Consider the following 21308-nt stretch of genomic DNA (forward strand, 5'->3'; position numbering starts at 1 on the left):
GTGCCGGTCAAAGCGTTTGCCGGGAAATTCCGGGACAACCGATATATCGGGCATTATATCGCCTATCCGAAATCGGGCAGCCAGAGGCGACTGGCACGCATTTTTGCCGACTGGCTGACCGACCAGCGTTGCTAAGCGACAATACCCGTGCGTTCGGCGTCGCCGGGATTATCTGGCCGCCATGCTTGCAACGAGATCGCTGAACCGCTCGCCCTGAATGCCGACATGTCCCCGCAGCAGGCGGCGGGCGTCCTCTCCGTTTCCAGCAAAGATCGCATCGACGATGGCGCAATGTTCCGAGAAAGACGTCGACAACCGATTGCGCACGCGCAATTGCAGGCGGCGGTAGGGCCGCAGGCGCCGGTGCAGTTGCAGGCATTGTTCCTCGAGAAACTCGCTTCGGCTGGCCGCATAGATCGCCTTATGGAATTCCTCGTTGTCGTAGTAAGAGCTGGCTCGGGAAATCTGCACAGCTAGGATAAGTGGAATTTCTGCCTGACTTCGGCTTAGATGCCGGGAACAGGAGAGACCATACAAGACGACCGCTCCTTGAGGGGGCGACAGGCGTATTCGGTGATGAAGCGAAGGCGGAACCGGCGCGTCCAACCGTCGATGTGAAAACGCTGCACGCCAAAATCGGCGCACTGACGCTGGAGAACGATTTTTTATCCGGTGCGCTGGGCAAGGCGGATTGATGCGGGACAACAAATGATCGACCGCGATCATAGGCTATCCGTCGTGCGCCAGGTGAAGCTTCTCGGCTTCAGCCGTGGCAGCCGTCTACTATTCTCCACGTTCAGTGTGGCACAGCGATCTGGCTCTGAGGCGGCGGCGGACGAATGCGTCGCATTCGCTCGGGGATCGACGAACTACATCTCGACTACCCTTTTGCCGGAAGTCGTATCTTGCAAGGGCTCTTGAGAGGAGAAGGCCTGGAAACTGGGCGGCGGCACGTCGCCACACTGATAAACAAGGTGGGCATCGAGACAATATACCGTCGCCCTAACGCCTCCAAACCAGCGCCAGGTCACACACGCCCGAAACTGTTCAGACAAACCGAGCCGTGCGAGCTTCTCCTGTCTGGTTGGTGATCATCGATGATCGATGAATATCGAACATGCGTGTTCGAACGCTTCCAATGCAGCAGAAATGGCGGGCCGAGCTTTGCTTCCCTTTGCGAATGCCGAAAAAAGTCGCCGCTGTGTTACAGGGCGTAGGTCCAGGCACCGAAAATCGGGATCGAGCAGTATATTGTGCGTCGCAAGACCTGGAAGAACGGTAACGAAGCTTCCGGTTCGCACAAACTCCAATGTCGCTGCAATGTTGCGGCAGCTCGACATGATTTGTGGCGTATATCCCTCCGCATGGCACGCGTTCACGATGAACGTCTGATAGCCAATGGCTGATTGGTTCAGGGCCCATTTTTCCTGGGCAAGTTCCCATAGTTCGACCGACTTTCGTCCAGTGCCCGCTAATCTGTGATCGACTGAAACAACGGCTTTAAAGGGGTCGATGTAAAGGGGCTGGAAGTCCAGCTGGTGCGCGAAGTTTTCCGTCCCAGTTAGATCGTCTACGATTGCGATGTCGACCTGCTTCGTCGCAGTCGCTTTGAGGCCGTCACCCGGCTCCATTTCGTTGAAAAAGATCTCCAGCGAGGGGTGCTGTTTTGCCAGCTGGGTAATCGCTTGTGGGATGATAGTTGCAGCTGCTGAACCGAATGCAGCGATACGCAAGTCGCCGGTCACCGTTTGTGCAGTTCGCGCGAGATCCGCTTCTACTTCGTTCACGGCCTGAAGTATTCCGCCAATGCCGGCCAACAAACGCTCGCCGGCCGATGTCCAGCGTACACCTCTCCCCGAGCGCTCGAACAGAACGAGGCCAAGCTCCTTCTCAAGGAGAGAGAGTTGCTGCGAGACAGCGGGCCGCGTCAGGTTCAGGGATCTTGCAACCGCCGAAATCGTGCCAAGGACCGAGAGCTCATGAAGAAGTTGCAGCCGTGAGAGATTGAGCATGATAAACGCAGTCCGTAAGTTTTTCTTACATGTAGTGTTATCAAGCGTCGCCTTTTCTTTCACTCATTTTCTGTGATCAATACGTAAAAAAGGGGAACAATTAGAGAGTGATCGCTCGACCGCGCGTGCTGTCGGATCGTCTTTCTTGGCCTCCCCTTTTTTGGACAGAGTCTATTGGCTCATCACGAGGAAGGTACAAGATGACTACGGTTGCTTTTATTGGTGTTGGTCGGATGGGTTCGAGAATGGCGCTTCGCCTACTCGATGCAGGTCATGTGGTCCACGTTTTTGATCCCAACACGGCGGCTACCGCTGAGCTTGCTGTAAAAGGCGCTGTCGTTGAGGCATCGCCGAGTGCCGCCGCCGCGCCAGCCATGTTTGTTCTCAGCAGCCTGCCGAGTCCTGCCACTCTTCGCGACGCCATTACCGGCGAGAATGGTATCCTCAAGAAAGTGGCCGCGGGCGCTACGGTTATCGACTTCAGCACAGTCGATGCATCGACAACCAAGGCCATTGCAGCACAGTGCGAAGCGAAGGGCGTTCACTTCATGGACGCGCCGGTCAGCGGCGGTGTCGCCGGCGCCAGCGCCGGGACTCTTCTGGTTATGGCTGGCGGAAGCCAAGACGTTCTCGATGCAGCCCGCCCGGTCCTCGGCCCGATCGCCGGCCGCATTGTGCATTGCGGCCCTGTCGGTTCTGGCCAACTGACCAAACTCGCCCATAACCTCCTGACGGCAATCAATACCGTTGCCCTAGGCGAAGTGCTTTCCGCCAGCGTCAAATCCGGCGCGAACCTATCTGTTCTGACGGAAGTCCTGTCCGGCGGACTCGCGGGCAGCAAGATGCTCGACTACCTCCCAAAAACGCTTTTCACCGAAGAGCGTCCTGCAAACTTCGCACTCGATCTGATGCACAAGGACATCTCCCTGTGCCTCGAGGAGTTCTCGGCTTACCCCATGCCGCTCGGTCAGATGGTCCGCCAAATCTACAATATGGCACGCGCCGAAGGTCTTGGAGGCAAGGATTCCACGAGCGTAGCAGAAGTTTTCGAAAATCTTCTGAAAGTCGAACTGCGCCTGCCCGCAAGCGCCTGATCACCCGCATTCAACCAAGGAACGAACAATGTCTCAGACAGCTAAAGTCCGGAATGACACGGCGGAAGTCATTTTGCCAACCGCTGGCCTTTCCGGTCAACTGATCAATGGAGCATGGGTCAAGCCCGTATCTGGCGCGATGCTCGACATCATCAATCCCTGCCGCAGCAGCGTCATTACGACGATCGGCGCGGCGGACAGAGAAGATGTCGATGCTGCAGTTGCCGCGGCGAAGGCAGCGTTTCCCTCGTGGCGGCGTCTGGCATCGCGTACGCGCGGCGCGCTCCTGACGGAGCTTGCCAATCGTGTCTCAGCGCATTCGGAAGAGATCGCTCGCATTCTCGCTGCAGAAACCGGAAACGCGCTGCGTACGCAGAGCCGTCCGGAAGTCATGAGTTCCATTGAAGTGCTGCGTTACTATGGCGGAACGGTCGCCGAACAAAAGGGCGAAACGCTTCCGCTTGGCCCGGGTCTGTTCAGCTACACGACGCGCGAGCCGCTTGGCGTCGTCGGTGCGATCATACCGTGGAATTCACCGCTGGTTCTCGCCGCCGTCAAGATAGGCATGGCTCTTGGCACTGGCAATACGCTCGTCCTGAAGCCTGCCGAAGACGCGCCGCTTGCGGTCATCCGAGTCGCAGAGCTTGCAGCCGATCTGTTCCCGAACGGCGTCTTCAACGTCGTGACCGGCGTAGGTGAAGTAGCAGGTGCTGCCCTATCCGGCCATCCGGACGTTGCAAAGATCTCTTTCACGGGTTCGGTCGAGGTCGGTAAACTGGTCGCCCATGCCGCCGCCGACCGTATTGCTCGCGCCACATTGGAGCTTGGGGGCAAGAGCCCAACCATCGTCTATCCGGACGCCGCGACCGACGACAGGATCGATGGCCTTGCAGCGAACATCATTAATGCGATGCGGTTTGCTCGTCAGGGGCAGTCCTGCACTGCCGGTTCACGTCTTTATGTCCATCAGGATGTATTCGAGCCTGTCTTGAAGAAGGTCGTCGAGAAGCTTGCCGTAATGAAGATCGGCGACGCCCTTGACGAAGAGACCGATATCGGCGCGATCATCAACGAGGAGCGCTACAGCGCTGTTCGGGAGTTCATCTCCGAGGCGGTTAACTCGGGCGCCGAAGTGGTAACCGGTGAAGTCCCGCCCGCGGCTGGCAGGAACGTCGGATTCTTCCCGAAGCCGACCGTCCTCAAAGGCCTCACCAACGACTGGCGCATCGTGCAGGAAGAGGTGTTCGGCCCTGTTCTCGTTGCCATTCCATGGACGAGTGAAGTCGAGGTTATCGAGTGGGCAAACAACACCCACTATGGCCTTGCCGCCTATATCTTTGCCAATGACCTAACCACGGCTCTCAATGCGGCGAGCCGGATCGACGCCGGTTGGCTCCAGATCAACCGCGCCGGCGGCCAGATCCCCGGCATGTCCTATGGCGGCATCAAGCAGAGCGGTATTGGATCCGAATACTCCATCGAAGGTGCTCTTGAGGCCTACACGGCCCGCAAAAGCGTCACGGTCAACCTCTGAAGTTACGGATAAGAGCCAAGTCGATGCCCAAAACGCTTTCCATCAATAGCAAGCTGACGACGGCCGATATCGAGCGCCTATGCGTATTTGGCGAGCGTTTCGATCGACTTATGACACTAGAGGTCCGCCCGCTAACGGGCGGGCTTCCGGCTGGAATCGTCGTCCCGACGTATCTGGCCTGTCGCGCGGTACAAGGCGAGCCTTCCTCGACGCTCGCGGCAAGAAAGCTGCTTGCAGCAATACGCCCAGGATCAGATGTTATTGTCGCGACCGGCGCAGGCGTTGCGCCGAAGCTGCCTCTCGGGGAGACCGACGGTCCGCCCGGTGCTGTGGCGCTGGCGCGCAGCCTGGCGCTCGGATTTGGCGCGAATGTTACGCTTGTCGCCCAGGACGAGCATATGCCCGCTGTCGATGCCTGCGTTCGAGTCATCGAGGACGTTGCGCAGTCGCAGGGCTCGATCACCACAGCCATTTTTCCGAAAGGCGAGGCAGAAGGTCTAGCCGCCGCCACCGATATTTTTGATCGTCTGAAACCGACGGCCGTCATTTTCGTAGAGCGCGATGGTCCGAACGAAGCTGGCCACTATCATGGCATTCGTGGCGATCGCCGCCCGCCGGGAACCGTCGCAGATGTCTATCGCCTGGCCTACGAGGCGAAACAGCGAAACGTGCTGACGGTCGGAATCGGCGACGGCGGTAACGAAATCGGGTTCGGAAAAATTCGTGAAGCGGTCGCCGCCCTCTTGCCACGCGGTGGTCGCTCGCAGCCTGACGAGACGGGTGTGGTCACCATCACCGAAACCGACGTTCTCGTCAGTGCATCCGTATCCAATTGGGGAGCTTATGCGGTCTCCGGGGCTCTCGCGATAGCGCTCGACGATGAGAATCTCGCGCACAGTGGCGATCGGGAACATGCGTTCATTGTCGCTTGCATTGCAGCGGGCGCGCTCGACGGGGCGACTTCGCGTCCCGCACTCGCTGTCGATGGTATCGACTGGCGAGGCCACTCAGGCGTCTCCGAGCTGATGCGTAGCATCGCAATTTCTGCAACTTCGAAATCCGAACTCAAAAACGCGGCCACAGCATCCAGCGAGGCGGACCTACCGATTTTTTCGGTGCTCGATGATGCCCAGGCCAAAGGAGGTTATCACCTATGAGCCTATCCACGCAAAAGAGCGAAAGTCAGACAGCTCGCCGGGACACCTTCGGTAATGAGATCGATCCGGTCGTCGGTTTCGCGCGTGGCTCGATCATCAAATCCAGTATCGAGGAGGCTAAACGCCTTCGCCATGGACAGACCGTCGCGGCAAAGCGCGTCCAGGCACTTGGACCGCGATCGATCGGCGTTTTCACAGGAAACCAGCGCGATTTTCCAGTTCGTCCGGAAGACCTGAACACAAATTGCGAGGAATGGATTGGTCCTGGTCTTTATGCCGAGGAGCTCCGCGCGGTCGCCATCGAACATCTTGGCGGACGAAGTGATGACGGATGTGCCGTTTTCAATCGCACCAGCGCCGGGATCGTAGCGACGATCGCCGCACTCGCCGGCGGAAAGCCGGTACTTTCGGTCGTGCCTGCCGGCGATCGATCTCACGCGTCGGTCGTACGTGGATGTACACTCGCCAGGGTCGGGCTGAAGGAAGTTACCTCGGACAAAGATTGGCGCACTCACATTGCGGATTGTTGTCTGGTTATCGTAACCACCGTTACGAGCGCTCTGGCTCGGCTCGATGACGCTTTTACGATAGCCGTGGTCGAGGAAGCCCACAAAGCTGGAGCCATTGTCCTTCTCGATGAGGCCTACGGGGCTCGCCTTCGCCCTGTACTGCACGGAGGGCAGAAAGCTCTTGCACTCGGTGCGGATCTCGCGATCACCAATTGCGATAAGGCCGGACTTTCGGGGCCGCGCGCTGGCGTGCTGGTCGGCCGTTCCGGTCTCGTCATGGCCGCAGGCGCCAAAGCTGCCGAGTATGGTATGGAAGCTCGTGCTCCAATCGCGGCGGCCGTGCTTCGCTCTCTTCAAAAATTCGATCCTCATCATCTGACACAGGAGGCGGCGGCCGGTCAGGAACTTGCCGCCGCACTTGAGGCAGCGATGGGCGCGGGCGTTGTCATGCGCAGCGACCTTGGACCCATGGTCAATGAAGACGCCGTGCTCGCTATCATTCTCGAACGTGCGTCGATCTCGGCCGATGCGCTCAATGTCGTGCCCTGCGAGGCGACTGCGGCACTCGGCATGCTCCTTCTGGCAGACCACGGCATTTTGACTGTCAACACGCATGGCCAGCCCGGTGCGCGCGTTTCGCTGCGTCTGAAACCGACTCTTGATGCCCTTGCAAGTGTCGGTGGCGTGAGCGCCGTCGTCGATGCGGTCGATGACTGCATTACCAAGGTTGCAGACATTGTCACTGATGAAAACGCCATGAAGACGCTGATCCTGGGAGATTTCGCATGACCACTTCGAATTTCGCCGCCATGGACGACCGGCTCGACCGGCTGGTCAATCTCGACCTGGGCGGCCGCGGCGTCGAGCATCTTTCTGCGGCTACCCGTCTATTGCTTGGAGCATCGCCGGTGGGAGCAGCGGCCGATAAACTTGCCGCGCTGAACCACGAGGATGTCGTACTGGTCACAACGGGTTCGGTTTCGCGCGCCTGGATCTCCCCAGAGATCGGCGAGAATGACGGTCCGGCTGGTCTGGCGGCGGTGGTGCGCGCAATCAGCCTTTCCCGCAAGGCGCTGTGTGTCGTTCTCGCGGAGGCGACCTTGATCGAGCCAATCGGCAAGCTCATGACGACGGCGGGCCTGACCGTCGTTCCAGTCGAACAGGCTAAGATTGCCGCCCGCGACAAGAGCCTCGCCGTCGTATCGCTTCTGCCATTTACGACCAAGGATGAGGACGCCCCCGCCGAAGCTTGCCGCATTCTGGACGAATTAAACCCCGTCCTGCTGTTTTCGACCGAACGCGTCGGTCGCAATGCCGACGGCATCTATTGCAGCATGCGTGGTGTGGACTACGGCATGGACCGCGCGCGCATCGATTATGTGTTCGATGAAGCCAACAAGCGCGGCGTTTTGACCGTGGCAGTCGGCGACGGCGGCAATGAAATCGGAATGGGTGCGATCAAGGAAGCAGTTCATAAGCACGTCCGTTTTGGTGACGCGCGACCGGAAGGTGGCGCCGGGATCGGCGCCATGACCGGCTCCGATATTCTCGTCACGGCGGCGGTCTCAAATTGGGGTTGCTACGCTATCGTCGGCGCGCTCGCCGCTCGGTTGAAGGACATCCGGCTCCTTCACAAGCCAGAAATGGAAGCCACTCTTCTCAAGCGTGGTGTCGATATCGGCCTGATCAACTCTGTCGACGGACTGATCGACGCAAATGTCGATGGTATACCACTTTCCACCCATCTTGCGATTTCCGAGATTATCGAGGGGATCGTTCGACCCGCGCTGCGCTGATTGTGCAGGCGCAATACAACCACAAGGGGAATGAAAATGAAAAATGGATTTCTTTCTAAGCTGCGTTCGGTCTTCGCCGGCGCGTTGGCAACCATGGTCGTTGCGGGAGCAGCCCATGCCCAAGAAACATCGCGGCTTGATGAGCTTCTGTCTCGCGGAAAACTGATCGTTGGCGTGTCGAGCGAATCTCCGCCGTTCGGATTTGTCGATGAGAAGGGCGAACTGGTCGGCTTCGATATCGACATAGCCAAGCTGATTGCTAAGGCGACATTCGGCGACGAAACCAAGGTCGAGTTTGTACGTCAGAGTGCAGCCCAACGCTGGCCGAATGCTCAGAACGGCACAATCGACTTCGGCGCGCAGACTACGAGCATTTATGCTGATCGCGCTCAGAAGGTCGCTTTCACCCGTAGTTACATCGACGGTGGTGTCGTGATGATCGTTCGCAAGGACGCGCCGTTTCAGAAGCTCGCCGACTTCAACAAGTCGGACGTCACGATTGCCAATCTGACGACGCCGACCCAGGAGGAACGCGCCAAACGCCTCTTCCCGAGCGCACAGATCGCCACCTTCGACGGCATTGCGGCCCAATTCAATGCCGTGAAGCTTGGTCGTGCGCAAGGGGCACAGTTGGATGGCCCGGTCGCCGCCTGGTATGTCAAACAGAACCCCGACATGCGCGTCATCGAGGAGCGACTGACAGATGTCGTAAATACTGGCATCTTCATGAAACCCGGCGACTTCCGCCTGTGGCAGTATCTAGATCTCACGGTCAGCGAAATGACCGGTGGATACCTCTTTGCCGACTACAGCAAGATTTATGAAAAGTGGTTCGGTACGAAGCCCTTGAACGTCAAATGGTATCTCAATCAGCCACAGAAGTAGTCGGTCTTTGGGTTCAAAATAACAAGGGGAACACCATTGGACGCGTTCGTAATTTTCTTCACCAGATATCTTCCGGCGTTTGCCGACGGGTTCCTGATTACTGCGGGGGTAGCGGCTCTCGCCGCCCCTGCGGCACTGATTTGGGCCATTGTATTGATTATACCCCGGCTCGCCCAATGGACATGGGCCAGCAGATTGGTTGATGCCTATGTCGAGGTTATGCGCAATTCGCCGCTTCTGGTGCAAATGTACCTGCTTTATTTCGGGCTGCCTCTTCTCGGCCTCTTCTGGAGCAGCATCGTCTGCGGTGTAATCGCAATCGCCTCGCAGCACGGCGCATTTCTTTCCGAGATCCTGCGTTCCGGAATTCAATCCCTAAGCCAGAGGCAATGGGAAGCCGGTAGCGCGATTGGCATGCGCAGATTCGCGGTCATCCGTCTCGTCATTCTGCCGCAGGCGTTTATCAAGGTGCTGCCGGCGCTCGGTAACCAACTCATCGTCCTCGTCAAAGACACCTCACTTGTATCGGCCATCGGCGTCATGGATCTGACCTTGACCGGTAAGATGACGATCGAACGATCGGGCGCGTCCTTTGAAGCCTTCATTGCAGTCGCGTTCTTCTACCTCATTCTCACAAGCACGCTCGGCCTGGTCCTTCGTATCATCGAAGTGCGTGCGGCCCGGAGGTATGGCTGATGTTTCCTGTCCTTCAATCGAATTTGCCTTACCTGCTACAAGGCGCGGTATACACCGTCATACTGTCAGCAATCGTCGTCTCCTGCGGCACGGCGCTTGGCGTCGGGATTGGTGTCCTGGCATCTGTTGGCGGAGCAATCCTCCGTTCCATCATCACTGCCTACATTTTCCTGTTCCGTGGCGTGCCGGTTCTGGTGATCATGTTTCTCGGTTTCTACAGCTTTCCCGCTTTGGGTTTGCGGCTGGATGCATATACGGCGGTCGCCATTTCCATGATCGTTTATGTGGGTGCTTTTGTTGCCGAAGCGACGCGCGGGGCGATTGCCGGCGTGCCGACGGGACAGACAGAGGCTGCCAAAAGCCTTGGAATGCGCAAAGGCAAAATGATGCGGGAGATTGTCCTTCCGCAGGCAATGCGCCTGGTTATCGCGCCAGTCCTCAATATCTCACTTATGGCAATCAAGCAGACATCCTATGCATCCATTGTAGGAGCGTGGGAGCTGTCCTTCGCTGCCCGCGAAGTGGTGGAGCGCACTCTTGCTGCATTCCAGATCTTTCTCGGCGTTATGCTCATCTATTTCATCATCTGCTACCCGCTTTCGCTCGCTGCACGCGCGCTCGACAAACGTTTGGCCTTTGACAGTTAAGGAGACCAACATGAACCAAGCTGCTGCCCCGATTTCTCAGAGCGACGATATTGTTGCTATCAGAGGTCTCCGCAAATCCTACTCGACACTCGAAGTCCTGAAGGGCATCGACATATCCGTCAAGCGCGGTGAAGTCGTCGTCATCCTTGGGCCGAGCGGGTCGGGAAAATCCACAATGTTGCGTTGTGTGAATTTCCTTGAGAACTTCGACCAGGGGACCATTACCGTTGAGGGCCGCCCGGTCGGCTACAAGATGGTGAACGGCACGCGCAGGCCGGTAAGCGAAGTTGACAACGCCAGCCTTCGCCAACACGTCGGCATGGTGTTCCAGAGCTACAATCTTTTCCCCCATCGTACCGTTCTTCAGAACGTAATGATGGGTCCGGTCAAGGTGAAGGGCATGGACAACAGCAAGGCGCGTGACATCGCCATGAAGCTCCTTGCCAAGGTCGGAATGGAACACAAGGCCGACGCCTATCCAGGGCGACTTTCGGGTGGTCAACAGCAGCGCGTAGCTATCGCCCGGGCGCTTGCGATGGAACCATCCGTCATGCTCTTCGACGAGGTCACGTCGGCGCTCGATCCCGAACTCGTCGGGGAAGTACTCAAAGTCATGCGCGAGTTGGCCGAAGAAGGCATGACAATGATTGTTGTTACCCACGAAATGGGATTTGCGAGGGGGGTCGCCGATCGGGTTGTCTTTATGGATGGTGGCGTTGTGGTCGAGCAAGGTCCGCCAGAAGAGATCATGACCAATCCCCAAACGGATCGGTTCCGTGGTTTTCTGTCACGTCACCTCTCTCATGAAGGGTGAATGCTTGTCTCCACGATCGACACCCAGCAGAATCATCGCCTCTTGCATCTGGGACATGCTTCGGAAAAGTGGAGAGGCATTTTTTGATCATGCGGCCAGTCTCTCGAACTGTGCGGGCCAAGCACTTAAGCTTGGCCGTCCACGGCCGGGGCAGCGCTAGAAGTTCCATAAATTTGATTACGCGATATGTTATAACATAACATGCGAATGTTGAAGACGAGATATCGAACTCCCAGCCTCCTCCCGGGGCAACTCGGCTGCCGTCGCACAGGTCTCGACGGCAGCCACTTTTCTCGGAGGCATCGCAGTCTTGGCTTCTACCGAGATTTCAATGCTGCCGTCCGGTACCAAACCTGCCGCCGACCGCGGCGCAACTGAGCGCGATTTTTGTCATGAAGGAATGGACACTCTCGCCACTTGAAAAGACCTGCCTTCGATGGATTTCTCGAGGTAGGACCGTCGCCGAAATCGCTTCGCTGGAGGGCAAGAGCGTCGCCGATATCGAGGGTTATCTCCAGCGCGCGCTTGCCGCGCTGGAGGTAAGATCAACGGAAGAAGCTATCGCGAAGGCCAATCTCTCAGAGCCCGAGTGACCGGCTCCGCTGGCGGGACTGGGAACGAAGAATGCGACGCGCTCGTTGCGCTGCGTTTGGCAAGTTTTGGAGGGTTCGTTGCCGTATCGTGCGCTCTCAAAATATGAAGTTGAACGGGCTGACGCCGGTGCGATGCCGGCGCACGACGCGAGCGCGTTGCTTTCGACGAGCGTTGAACCGCTCCGCCACGGGAGCGCTGGCCAAGATCGACACTACATCGTCGGCCGTTTCAGCGCTTGGGAGGGGAAGTGCCGTTCAGCCCTGAAACTTGGCTTCGATGACGCGCCCGACGCATTCGTTCTTTACCTGCCGTCCACCAACGCGCCGGAGATACGTGCCGGGACACAAAGCTTCCCGACGACGAGAGCAACAGGTTTTCTGGAGGATCTCGCGTACTTCGACGAGCTAACCCCTCATGAACATTCCAACCATATCGGCCTTTCCTTCGAAAAGGCGGCGATGGTGCAGCAGGTGAGTGAACTGCTGGATGGTCCTGTCACGACGGATCTCGAATTCGATCGTATTGTCGATCTGACTTCCGAGAAAGGATTGCGGTTGGCGGCGCTCGGCCATCTTGTTTGGAGTTGCCTCAATCTTTCCGAAGCAGATCGACTATCACCGGCCGCTATCGAGCGGCTATTTCAGGCGACGATGATCGCACTTCTGGAGGTCGCTCCCAACAGCTACATGCCGCGGCTCGAACAGTCGCTCTCGCCGGCTGTCTCGTGGCAGGTGAAAAGAACGATCGAGTACATGCACTCGAACCTGGCGCAATCCATGACGGCTGCTCTGATCGCAGCCGAGACGGGTACAAGCGTCAGGGCATTGCAGGCGGCCTTCCAGCGTTTCAAAGGCACCACGCCTTTAGGCTATCTTAGAACGATCCGCCTTGAAGCTGCCCGCAGAGCTCTCCTAGGCGATGACGGCTCACGATTGATTTCCGATGCGGCGCGCAATGAAGGGTTCACCCATATGGGGCGGTTCGCCGCCGCCTATTATCAAGCTTTCGGCGAAACGCCTTCGGATACGCTCCGAATGCGCTGAGTGTCCGGTCGGTGGGTAGGGTGAAGGTGGACACGATTGTTGTGGCGCGGGAAACTGCCGCAGACCAATAGGCGTGCGTGATCCTTTATCTCCTTCGGAAGCAGCCCAATCCCGCTCTTTTGTGATGGCGTCCTGGCCCGGCGCCGGATCTTCCACGATCAACCCGTAAAGGGTCCGCTAGCAAGCTGCGGCCGCTTCGGCTTCGCCTCGCGGTGATCGCGCCCGCCGTCGGGCCTTTTGAGGAGCCATCGAGCGGGATTGGCCCGCTCCCGAAGGAGCCTCTCACATGTCGCACGATCTTTCCCTCGCTCAATCCCACGCCTTCCAGCTCTCCCGCGACCTGATGGTCCCGGTCACCCTCTTCTCGGTCGGCGGCGAGTACGGCGTGCTTCCTTCCGACGAGATCGACGCCGATGACGATCTTGAGATCGTCCATGAGTTCTTCCCATGGCCGGCTCATTGAGCCGGCCTGTGCCTCCGGCGTGCCGCTTGCGAGCGGCAGGCCGCAAGGGAGGCTGCGCCGCGGCCGGGTCTTGCATGATCCGACAATTGCCAGCCGTGCCCTTGCCGCCTTTGCTCTTCGCGGCTGGTGGAAGTGCGCCCGCGAAGCGACGGGCAAGCAAGGCAAAGAGGAAGAGGCATGAACAGGAAGGAAATAGAGGCGCTGCGCGAACGGGTAGGCTGTGCGGCTGTTCTTGAGCATGCGGGCTTCGCCATCGATGCGAAGGAGAGTACCCGGCGGGCGGTGAAGTTTCGGCGTGGCGCTGAAATCATCATCGTGGTTCATGAGGGGCGCGGATGGTTCGATCCGCTCAGCGATGCGAAAGGGGATGTGTTCGGACTTGTCGAACATCTCGATCATGTCGGATTTCTCGAAGGCGCCGGGAGGGTCGCCGACCTCGTCGGTTTCACGATCGACGAGCCGGAATGGCAGGCGCCCAGGCCCGATCAAAACCACGACCTTTCTCTGCCCGAGCGTTGGCAGGGACGCCGCTATCCGTGGCCCGGCTCGTCGACGTGGGCTTATCTCTCCGGCGAGCGTTTCCTGCCAGCCAACGTGCTCCGCGCGACAATCCGGCAAGACCGCCTCCGGGAGGGTCCCTATGGCAGCATGTGGGCAGCGCATACGGACAATGCGGGCGCTGTGACCGGCTGGGAGGCGCGAGGGCCTGAGTATCGGGGCTTTGCCTCCGGAGGAACGAAGGGTCTCTTCCGTCTGGGGCCGGACACAGCGTTGCGCCTGGCCGTCACTGAAGCTGCTATCGATGCCATGAGCCTTGCCGCCATCGAGGGGCTGCGTGATGGAACCGTATATCTCAGTAATACCAACGAGCGGTGATCATGACCGATGCGCCCATTCGCGGAGTCCGATGGACATGATCTTCCACGGCTGGTCGACGAGCTTGTTCCACGCGGCGCAGCAATGGGCGACGATGTCGTCGTAGTCTTTGAAGATGCGGTTCGAGAGCCAGTTGTCGCGCAGGAACTGCCAGACGTTTTCCACGGGGTTCAGTTCCGGCGAACGAGGCGGCAGGAACATCAGGGTGATGTTGTCCGGCACTTTGAGCTTCGGCGTGACGTGCCATCCGGCCTGATCGAGGATGAGCACGGCATGCGCTCCCTCATCGACGGCCTGGCTGATCTCGGCGAGATGCTGCTGCATGGCTTCGGTATCACAATAGGGCAGGACAAGGCCCGCACCCTTTCCCTTCCGCGGGCAGACGGCCCCGAAGATGTAGGCCCACATGGTGCGCTGATCCAAGGGTGCGGAGGGTCTGGTTCCGCGACGCGCCCACCGCCGCGTGATCTTGTTCTTCTGGCCTATGCGCGCTTCGTCGGCCCACCAGAGCTCGAGGTCGGTGCCGCGCGGGAGCCGGCCTCGGATTTCCGCCAGAGCGGCGGGGAAGTCTTTTTAAAAGCTTCTGCCTCCAGCTCGTTCTGGGCGTAGTGGCGCGGGCGGGCCGACAGCTTGGCGAAGCCGAGCGCCTTCAACTCACGGCCGACAGTCGTCTCGTCCATCGCGATGCGGAATTCCTGGAATATCCACCGCACCAGGTCCTTGCGCCGCCAGCGGACGACACCGTGGATCGCAGGGATCGGGCCGCTTTCGACGATCTTCGCCAGCGCATGGCGCTGAGCGACGTTCAGCTTCGCTCGGCCGCCGGGTGCTTTGCCGTTCACCAGCCCGTCGGGGCCGCGCGCATTGAACCGCAGCACCCAGTCACGGACGATCTGCAGCGTCACGCTGCCGATCCGTGCCGCATCCGAGCGCGAGCCGCCGTCATAAATCTCGGCGAGCGCCAGCAACCGCCGCGCCTGGTTGGCATCCTTCGTTTGCCGTGCGAGCTGTCGAAGAGCACGCCCATCGAAATCATCACGCAACAAAATTGCTGAACCCATCGCAAACCTCCCGTTTGCTGCATGGATTCAGATTCGAAGCCCCGTGGGAATCCCTGAGAGTCGGAAACGGCGCTCGTTGGTATAACGGGGGCGGATGGTCGCCGTCCACGGAGGGGGCGCTGCGGCAGTTGGCCTCGCGACCCGATGCTCTCCTCCTCGCCGCGACAGACGCCAATCCCCAAGGGGAGTTGTTTGCCGAGCGGTTGCGGGCGCTCGCTGTCGAGACCGGGTGCGACTGGTCGCGGCTCCGCCCGCCCGAGGAGGACTGGAACGAGACCCTGAAAATCAGGGAGAAAGAAAAGAGGGAAAGAAAGGAAGACGGCGTGCCGCATTCGCACCGCCCGCGTCAAGGGAAGCTTCGCCCGGCGGAGCCGGCCCTTGACCCGGCCGGCCGCGATGCCGGCGGCCCGGAAGGTGTCATGAAGGACTGAAGAGGATGGCAAGGTCGATAGGACAGTGCTGCGCTTCGGTCCCGAACCATCTCGAAGGAGCCGCAGATGAATCCCTCTCCCGCAATCCGAAAGGTCTTCCAAGGCGTCGCGTCACGCCAGCAAATGTTCCGGATGTTCGACCGGCACGCCCAGCGTCCGAACCGTTGGGAGGGCGACGCCTCGCCCCTTTGTGCCGGCGAATGGTTCGAGATCACGGAAGTCGAGCATGACTACATGTTCGAAATCCTGCCACCGCTCTGGATCCGCGGCGCGATGTTCGCTATGCGCGAGTATCTCGCCGGTTCCGTGACATCAGTGTTCTTCGCCTTGCGGATCGATGGCGACATCCGACACTTCCATGGCTATTGCGATCTCTCCGATGGGCAAGCGGTCGAGCGCATGCGCGTGGCAATCATCGAGCGTGAGAGCCGGCCGGTGCGCGCCATGACCCGCGAAGAACGCCTGGAACATATCTGGAGCATCACTGCGGACGACTATCGTGGCTATGCCGGCGATCGCTGGCCGGAAGCCGCGTGCGGCAAGCGCACAATCTTGCTCTACGGCAGCAAGACGGGCAGCATGTTGAAACTGCTCGACGATCTGACTGACGACGAAATCGCCGGCAAGCTGCCGGTGCAACTGCGCCACCTTCCCTCGCCGATTGCCGCATGAAGGAGGCTTCACGATGCTTTCTTTCCCGCTCACATCGGTCCGCGAGGCGATCGCCCGCGGACGTGCCGACGCGGAAGCCCATGGCGGCTTTCGTAACCCCTATTACGGCCTGCGCCCTGGCAAGGACGAGCAGCCCGGGCTCTGGCTCGTCGGCGACCAGGGTGTCTACCTGATGTCCAACGGCAAACTGCCGATGGTGCCAAGCCCTTTGTCGTCTATGCCGAGGAATGCGATCCCCGCACCAATGACGACTGGTTCGCTGTCAAACGCCGGACATTCGGCGGCGATGACGGTGTCGATTTCATCGATGCGGAACAGCTCGAAGCCATGATGGCGGCGGCTCCGGAGGCGACGCACCTTCGTGTCGCATTCCTTCAAGACTCGATGCAGCTCTATCTGATCGCGAAATCCTAGACATTTCGCGACCAGCCCGGCCCGTTTGGCCACAAAACCCAAAACCCTGAGCGTCCTTCAGTCCCGCAAGTGCTCCCCCGCGGGGTGATGACGCTCGCCTATCTGCGAGGAAAATTTCATGAGCAACGATCCCTTCACTCTCGACATGTTCGGCAGCAGCGCGCTGTCATCAGGCCTCGGCCTAGGTGTCAGACCGTTCGGCGGCTTCGATACGGTCGCGGCCAATGACGACGACCCCGAACCGACGCCGCCCTCTCCCGCTCCGGCTTTGCCGGTCGCGGCGATTGAACGTCCGGCGCCCCGGCGGCAGTGCAACCGGCGCAACTTCTACCTCGACGACGCGGATCGAGGCTTGGCCGTATCCTGGAAGGATCGCGCCCGCGCCAATGTTGCGGCGATCCTGATCGCGAACAACATCGAGAAGCAGGATAGGCCAGCGACCCTGAAGGAGCAGGCACAACTCGTCCGCTTCACCGGCTTCGGGGCCTCGGAGTTGGCGAACACGATGTTCCGCCGCCCCGGTGAGATCGATTTCCGGACCGGGTGGGGCGAGCTCGGCAGCTCGCTCGAAAGTGCCGTCTCAGATGGGGATTACGCGTCGCTCGCCCGCTGCACGCAATATGCCCATTTCACGCCGGAGTTCATCATCCGGGCAATCTGGTCGGGCTTGCAGCGCATGGGCTGGCGTGGCGGCCGCGTGCTCGAGCCCGGTATCGGTACGGGCCTGTTTCCAGCCCTGATGCCGACGGCGTTCCGCGACAGGACCTTCGTCACCGGCGTCGAACTCGATCCCGTCACCGCCCGGATCGTCAAGCTGCTGCAGCCGAAGGCTCGCATCATCAAAGGCGACTTTGCGCGAACCGATCTGGCGCCGATCTACGATCTCGCCATCGGCAATCCGCCCTTCTCCGACCGGACTGTCCGGTCTGACCGGACCTATCGCTCGCTCGGCCTCCGGCTCCATGACTACTTTATCGCCCGGTCGATCGACCTCCTGAAACCCGGCGCGCTCGCCGCCTTCGTCACCAGTTCCGGCACGATGGACAAGGCGGATGCGACAGCGCGCGAACATATCGCCAAGACCGCCGACCTGATCGCTGCGATCCGACTGCCGGAGGGCAGTTTCCGCCGGGACGCCGGCACGGATGTCGTCGTCGACCTTCTCTTCTTCCGCAAGCGTAAGGCCGGCGAAGTCGAGAATGATCTGTCATGGCTCGATCTTCAGGAAGTGCGGCCCGAAAGCCAAGATGACGGCGCAATTCTAGTGAACCGCTGGTTTGAAGAGCATCCCCGTTTCGTCCTCGGCGATCATGCCCTCACCTCCGGGCCCTTTGGCGAAACCTACACCTGCCGGCCGCGCGCCGACGAGGATCTGCAGGCGGCTCTGGAGGAGGCAATCGGGCGCCTTCCCGAAGGCGGCTATGACGGCGAGCCGACCGCGATCGACATCGACCTTGAGGACGAGCTCGGCGAGATCGTCGATCTTCGGCCCGAGAACCGACAGGTCAGGGAAGGAAGTTTTTTCATCGACATCAGCCGCGGTCTCATGCAGATGGTCGACGGATCTCCGCAAGCGGTGAATGTACGAAAAGGGCGATCAGGCGAAGGCCTGTCCGAAAAGCACGTCGGCATCATCAAGAAGTTGATTCCGATCCGCGACGCCGTGCGCGAGGTGCTGAAGGCCCAGGAGCAGGATCGGCCATGGCGCGATCTGCAAGTTCGGCTGCGCATCGCCTGGTCGAGCTTCGTGCGCGACTTCGGTCCGATCAACCACACCACGGTCTCGATCAGCGAGGATGAGGAATCCGGCGAAGTGCGCGAAACGCACCGCCGTCCGAACCTGCAGCCCTTCCTCGGCGATCCCGATTGCTGGCTGGTTGCCTCGATCGAGGATTACGACCTCGACACCGATACGGCGAAACCAGGTCCGATCTTTTCCGAACGGGTCATCGCGCCGCCTGCCCCGCCCGAAATCACCAGTGCTGCGGACGCGCTGGCCGTGGTGCTCAACGAACGCGGCCGCGTCGACATCGAACATATCGCCGAGCTGCTGCACAGACGCGTTGATGCGGTAGTCGACGAACTCGGCGATGCGATCTTCCGGGATCCTGCCGATGGCTCCTGGCAGACGGCGGATGCCTATATCGCCGGTCCGGTCCGCACCAAGCTTGCCGTCGCCGAAGCTGCGGCGGCACTCGATCCAGCCTACGAACGCAACGTCCCCGCGCTTCAGGCGGTTCAGCCGACCGACCTTCGCCCCTCCGACATCACCGCGCGCCTCGGGGCGCCGTGGATCCGGCGAGCGACGTCGTGACCTTCGTGAAGGAGATGATGGGCTCCGACATCAGGATCCACCATATGCCGGAGCTTGGGAGTTGGACCGTGGAGGCCCGGCAGCTTGGGCTTAGTGCTGCAGGAACATCCGAATGGGGCACAAGCCGCCGCGATGCCGGTGAGCTGCTCGCCGATGCGCTGAACAGCCGTGTTCCGCAGATCTTCGACGTCTTCAAGGATGTCAGTGGCGAGCGCCGCGTGCTGAATGTCGTCGATACCGAGGCCGCGCGCGACAAGCTGCAGAAGATCAAACAGGCCTTCCAGGACTGGGTTTGGACCGATCCCGATCGCACCGATCGGCTGGCGCGGGTCTATAACGACCGGTTCAACAACCTTGCGCCCAGACGGTTCGACGGCGCTCACCTCAAACTTCCCGGCGCCTCTGGCGCCTTCGTTCTTTATGGGCACCAGAAACGCGGCATCTGGCGGATCATCTCCTCCGGCTCGACCTATCTTGCGCATGCGGTCGGCGCCGGCAAGACGATGACGATGGCGGCGGCGATCATGGAGCAACGGCGGCTGGGCCTGATCGCCAAGGCCATGCTCGTGGTCCCCGGTCATTGCCTGGCACAGGCTGCCCGCGAGTTTCTCGCTCTCTACCCCAATGCCCGCATTCTCGTCGCCGACGAGACGAATTTCACCAAGGACAAGCGCGCCCGCTTCCTGTCGCGCGCGGCGACCGCCACCTGGGATGCGATCATCATAACGCACTCGGCGTTCAAGTTCATCGCCGTGCCGTCGGCCTTCGAACAACAGATGATCCACGATGAGCTGGAACTCTACGAGGATCTGCTGACCAAGGTGGACAGCGAGGACCGCGTCTCGCGCAAGCGCCTCGAGCGGCTGAAGGAAGGCCTGCAGGAACGTCTGGAAGGGCTTGGGACCCGAAAGGACGATCTGCTGACGATCTCCGAGATCGGTGTCGACCAGATCATCGTCGATGAAGCGCAGGAGTTCCGGAAGCTTTCCTTCGCGACCAACATGAGCACGTTGAAGGGCATCGACCCGAACGGCTCGCAGCGCGCCTGGGACCTCTATGTGAAGTCCCGGTTCGTCGAAACGAAGAATCCGGGCCGCGCCCTGGTGCTTGCTTCCGGCACGCCGATCACCAACACACTCGGTGAGATGTTCTCGATCCAGCGCCTGCTCGGCCGCGAGGCTCTCGCCGAGCGCGGCCTGCACGAATTCGATGCCTGGGCGTCCTGCTTCGGCGATACCACGACCGAGCTGGAGATCCAGCCGTCCGGCAAATACAAGCCGGTCAGCCGCTTTGCGAGCTTCGTCAATGTCCCGGAACTGATCGCCATGTTCCGAGCCTTTGCTGATGTCGTCATGCCGGCGGATCTCCGCGAATACGTCAAGGTGCCGGATATCTCCACCGGCCGGCGGCAGATCCTGACCGCCAAGCCCACGCCTGCGTTCAAGTCCTATCAGCAGATCCTTGACACCCGCATCAAGGCGATCGAGATGCGTGAGGGATCGGCGCAGCCCGGCGACGATATCCTGCTCTCGGTCATCACCGACGGCCGGCATGCGGCGATCGATCTTCGCCTCGTCATGCCGGCTAACGACAATGAGGAGGATAACAAGCTCAACCTCCTCGTTCGCAATGCCTTTCATATTTGGAAAGAGACGAGCGGGGCCACGTATCTTCGCCCAGACGGCAGGTCCTATGACCTGCCCGGCGCCGCGCAGATGATCTTCTCCGATCTCGGCACGATCAACGTCGAGAAAACCCGCGGCTTTTCGGCATACCGCTGGATTCGCGATGAGCTCGTCCGGCTCGGCGTTCCCCCGTCCGAAATCGCCTTCATGCAGGACTACAACAAGACCGATGGCACCGTAAAGTTAACCGACGGCTGAGGAAGATGTGCGTACATGGGCCATGTCAGAAGTTGCTCGTGATCCGCTTTATCGTCGCCACCGCTATCCCGCTGAGATCATTGCGCACGCGGTATGGCTCTACTTTCGCTTTCCGCTCAGCCTGCGCATGGTTGAGGACATGCTGGCGTCCCGCGGCATCATCGTCACGCATCAGACCATTCGAAGCTGGGCGGAGAAATTCGGACGGCATTTCGCCCGGGAGATCAAGCGACGGTCAGCCGGCTGCCTGGGCGACAAATGGCATCTCGACGAATGTGTGGTGGCCATCAATGGCAAGAAGCAGTGGCTCTGGCGTGCCGTCGATCAGGACGGCTTCGTCCTCGAAGTGCTGGTGCAAAGCCGCCGAAATGCCAAGGCGGCAAAGCGCCTGATGCGCAAGTTGCTGTGGCTCA

The 21308-nt window shown here is 60.0% G+C and carries 18 protein-coding genes and 6 pseudogenes; 20 read left to right on the forward strand and 4 right to left on the reverse strand.

The genetic code is table 11. The features are described 5' to 3' along the window. Positions 1 to 168 precede the first annotated feature (168 nt). Positions 169 to 447 (reverse strand): annotated as a pseudogene (locus tag USDA257_RS32380) (FCD domain-containing protein); the annotation flags it as partial. Positions 448 to 482: 35 nt separating this feature from the next. Here USDA257_RS32380 and USDA257_RS35770 point away from each other — a divergent pair. Then, positions 483 to 1031: pseudogene (locus USDA257_RS35770) on the forward strand (IS3 family transposase); the annotation flags it as partial. Between the two features lie 60 nt (positions 1032 to 1091). Here the strand turns inward: USDA257_RS35770 and USDA257_RS32390 are convergent. Beyond that, on the reverse strand, positions 1092 to 2075 hold the full coding sequence (locus USDA257_RS32390; RefSeq protein ID WP_014857727.1) for a LysR family transcriptional regulator: 984 nt from the start codon (positions 2073 to 2075) through the stop codon (positions 1092 to 1094). A 137-nt stretch (positions 2076 to 2212) separates the two neighbouring features. Here USDA257_RS32390 and USDA257_RS32395 point away from each other — a divergent pair, with 137 nt between their 5' ends. From USDA257_RS32395 to USDA257_RS32405, 3 genes are read left to right on the forward strand one after another with little or no spacing between them, the layout of a single operon-like run. Continuing rightward, positions 2213 to 3106 (forward strand): NAD(P)-dependent oxidoreductase, encoded by an 894-nt coding sequence (locus tag USDA257_RS32395; protein ID WP_014330974.1) that lies wholly within the window; start codon positions 2213 to 2215, stop codon positions 3104 to 3106. A 28-nt stretch (positions 3107 to 3134) separates the two neighbouring features. Beyond that, the gene (locus tag USDA257_RS32400) at positions 3135 to 4640 is read left to right on the forward strand and encodes an aldehyde dehydrogenase family protein (protein WP_014330973.1); all 1506 of its coding nucleotides are present in this window, start codon (positions 3135 to 3137) and stop codon (positions 4638 to 4640) included. A 23-nt stretch (positions 4641 to 4663) separates the two neighbouring features. Beyond that, a complete protein-coding gene (locus USDA257_RS32405; RefSeq protein ID WP_014330972.1) occupies positions 4664 to 5797 on the forward strand; it encodes a glutamate cyclase domain-containing protein in 1134 nt (377 codons plus the stop codon). Positions 5798 to 5799: 2 nt separating this feature from the next. On the opposite strand, the gene USDA257_RS38195 is transcribed toward USDA257_RS32405, so the two are convergent. Next, the gene (locus USDA257_RS38195; RefSeq protein WP_223843494.1) at positions 5800 to 6678 is read right to left on the reverse strand and encodes a hypothetical protein; all 879 of its coding nucleotides are present in this window, start codon (positions 6676 to 6678) and stop codon (positions 5800 to 5802) included. Between the two features lie 57 nt (positions 6679 to 6735). Between USDA257_RS38195 and USDA257_RS38200 the strand changes: the two genes are divergently transcribed. The 11 genes and pseudogenes from USDA257_RS38200 to USDA257_RS32455 all read left to right on the forward strand — a co-directional run. Next, positions 6736 to 7095 (forward strand): hypothetical protein, encoded by a 360-nt coding sequence (locus USDA257_RS38200; protein ID WP_223843495.1) that lies wholly within the window; start codon positions 6736 to 6738, stop codon positions 7093 to 7095. Further along, positions 7092 to 8102: a glutamate cyclase domain-containing protein gene (locus USDA257_RS32415; RefSeq protein WP_014330970.1), complete on the forward strand. Its 1011-nt coding sequence runs from the start codon at positions 7092 to 7094 to the stop codon at positions 8100 to 8102. The genes USDA257_RS38200 and USDA257_RS32415 overlap by 4 nt, the downstream gene beginning before the upstream one ends. 36 nt (positions 8103 to 8138) lie before the next feature. Further along, positions 8139 to 8987: a transporter substrate-binding domain-containing protein gene (locus USDA257_RS32420; RefSeq protein ID WP_014330969.1), complete on the forward strand. Its 849-nt coding sequence runs from the start codon at positions 8139 to 8141 to the stop codon at positions 8985 to 8987. Between the two features lie 36 nt (positions 8988 to 9023). Further along, complete coding sequence (locus tag USDA257_RS32425) at positions 9024 to 9683, forward strand: amino acid ABC transporter permease (protein ID WP_014330968.1); 660 nt, start codon at positions 9024 to 9026, stop codon at positions 9681 to 9683. After that, positions 9683 to 10330 carry an amino acid ABC transporter permease gene (locus tag USDA257_RS32430; protein WP_014857731.1) on the forward strand — a complete coding sequence of 216 codons (648 nt, stop codon included), beginning with the start codon at positions 9683 to 9685 and terminating at the stop codon, positions 10328 to 10330. The genes USDA257_RS32425 and USDA257_RS32430 overlap by 1 nt, the downstream gene beginning before the upstream one ends. A gap of 10 nt (positions 10331 to 10340) precedes the next feature. Further along, positions 10341 to 11144 (forward strand): amino acid ABC transporter ATP-binding protein, encoded by an 804-nt coding sequence (locus USDA257_RS32435; RefSeq protein ID WP_014857732.1) that lies wholly within the window; start codon positions 10341 to 10343, stop codon positions 11142 to 11144. Positions 11145 to 11536: 392 nt separating this feature from the next. Next, positions 11537 to 11737 (forward strand): LuxR C-terminal-related transcriptional regulator, encoded by a 201-nt coding sequence (locus tag USDA257_RS32440; RefSeq protein ID WP_014330966.1) that lies wholly within the window; start codon positions 11537 to 11539, stop codon positions 11735 to 11737. Positions 11738 to 11782: 45 nt separating this feature from the next. Beyond that, complete coding sequence (locus USDA257_RS32445; protein WP_223843496.1) at positions 11783 to 12781, forward strand: AraC family transcriptional regulator; 999 nt, start codon at positions 11783 to 11785, stop codon at positions 12779 to 12781. A 286-nt stretch (positions 12782 to 13067) separates the two neighbouring features. Next, the gene (locus USDA257_RS37310; RefSeq protein WP_014330964.1) at positions 13068 to 13244 is read left to right on the forward strand and encodes a hypothetical protein; all 177 of its coding nucleotides are present in this window, start codon (positions 13068 to 13070) and stop codon (positions 13242 to 13244) included. Next, the gene (locus USDA257_RS35180) at positions 13216 to 13425 is read left to right on the forward strand and encodes a hypothetical protein (protein ID WP_014330963.1); all 210 of its coding nucleotides are present in this window, start codon (positions 13216 to 13218) and stop codon (positions 13423 to 13425) included. Before USDA257_RS37310 ends, USDA257_RS35180 begins: the two co-directional genes overlap by 29 nt. Beyond that, a pseudogene (locus USDA257_RS32455) lies at positions 13422 to 14102 on the forward strand (DUF3991 domain-containing protein); the annotation flags it as partial. The gene USDA257_RS35180 and the pseudogene USDA257_RS32455, both read left to right, overlap by 4 nt. A gap of 18 nt (positions 14103 to 14120) precedes the next feature. Here USDA257_RS32455 and USDA257_RS35185 read toward each other — a convergent pair. Continuing rightward, a protein-coding gene (locus tag USDA257_RS35185) for an IS630 family transposase (protein WP_086018031.1) occupies positions 14121 to 15181 on the reverse strand; the annotation gives its coding sequence in 2 pieces (ribosomal slippage) (positions 14121 to 14689 and positions 14689 to 15181; 1062 coding nt in all). 86 nt (positions 15182 to 15267) lie between these two features. Here USDA257_RS35185 and USDA257_RS32470 point away from each other — a divergent pair. From USDA257_RS32470 to USDA257_RS32490, 5 genes and pseudogenes are all read left to right on the forward strand, one after another. Further along, a pseudogene (locus USDA257_RS32470) lies at positions 15268 to 15612 on the forward strand (toprim domain-containing protein); the annotation flags it as partial. Between the two features lie 66 nt (positions 15613 to 15678). Further along, positions 15679 to 16284 (forward strand): DUF1419 domain-containing protein, encoded by a 606-nt coding sequence (locus USDA257_RS32475; protein WP_014330959.1) that lies wholly within the window; start codon positions 15679 to 15681, stop codon positions 16282 to 16284. 13 nt (positions 16285 to 16297) lie between these two features. Further along, a pseudogene (locus tag USDA257_RS32480) lies at positions 16298 to 16698 on the forward strand (DUF3085 domain-containing protein). Between the two features lie 118 nt (positions 16699 to 16816). Beyond that, positions 16817 to 20883, forward strand: a pseudogene (locus tag USDA257_RS35190) (DEAD/DEAH box helicase family protein); the annotation flags it as partial. A 34-nt stretch (positions 20884 to 20917) separates the two neighbouring features. Next, the coding region (locus USDA257_RS32490; protein WP_174900830.1) for an IS6 family transposase at positions 20918 to 21308 on the forward strand (391 nt) is incomplete at its 3' end.

The sequence above is a fragment of the Sinorhizobium fredii USDA 257 genome, from assembly GCF_000265205.3.
Lineage (GTDB): Bacteria > Pseudomonadota > Alphaproteobacteria > Rhizobiales > Rhizobiaceae > Sinorhizobium > Sinorhizobium fredii_B.

Bases quoted from the DNA above. Each gene is read 5' to 3' on its own strand.
- USDA257_RS32395 (WP_014330974.1), top strand. From the start codon at position 2,213: ATGACTACGGTTGCTTTTATTGGTGTTGGTCGGATGGGTTCGAGAATG.
- USDA257_RS32400 (WP_014330973.1), top strand. From the start codon at position 3,135: ATGTCTCAGACAGCTAAAGTCCGGAATGACACGGCGGAAGTCATTTTG.
- USDA257_RS32405 (WP_014330972.1), top strand. From the start codon at position 4,664: ATGCCCAAAACGCTTTCCATCAATAGCAAGCTGACGACGGCCGATATC.
- USDA257_RS38195 (WP_223843494.1), bottom strand. From the start codon at position 6,678: ATGAGGATCGAATTTTTGAAGAGAGCGAAGCACGGCCGCCGCGATTGG.
- USDA257_RS38200 (WP_223843495.1), top strand. From the start codon at position 6,736: ATGGGCGCGGGCGTTGTCATGCGCAGCGACCTTGGACCCATGGTCAAT.
- USDA257_RS32415 (WP_014330970.1), top strand. From the start codon at position 7,092: ATGACCACTTCGAATTTCGCCGCCATGGACGACCGGCTCGACCGGCTG.
- USDA257_RS32420 (WP_014330969.1), top strand. From the start codon at position 8,139: ATGAAAAATGGATTTCTTTCTAAGCTGCGTTCGGTCTTCGCCGGCGCG.
- USDA257_RS32430 (WP_014857731.1), top strand. From the start codon at position 9,683: ATGTTTCCTGTCCTTCAATCGAATTTGCCTTACCTGCTACAAGGCGCG.
- USDA257_RS32435 (WP_014857732.1), top strand. From the start codon at position 10,341: ATGAACCAAGCTGCTGCCCCGATTTCTCAGAGCGACGATATTGTTGCT.
- USDA257_RS32440 (WP_014330966.1), top strand. From the start codon at position 11,537: ATGAAGGAATGGACACTCTCGCCACTTGAAAAGACCTGCCTTCGATGG.
- USDA257_RS37310 (WP_014330964.1), top strand. From the start codon at position 13,068: ATGTCGCACGATCTTTCCCTCGCTCAATCCCACGCCTTCCAGCTCTCC.
- USDA257_RS35180 (WP_014330963.1), top strand. From the start codon at position 13,216: ATGAGTTCTTCCCATGGCCGGCTCATTGAGCCGGCCTGTGCCTCCGGC.
- USDA257_RS32475 (WP_014330959.1), top strand. From the start codon at position 15,679: ATGAATCCCTCTCCCGCAATCCGAAAGGTCTTCCAAGGCGTCGCGTCA.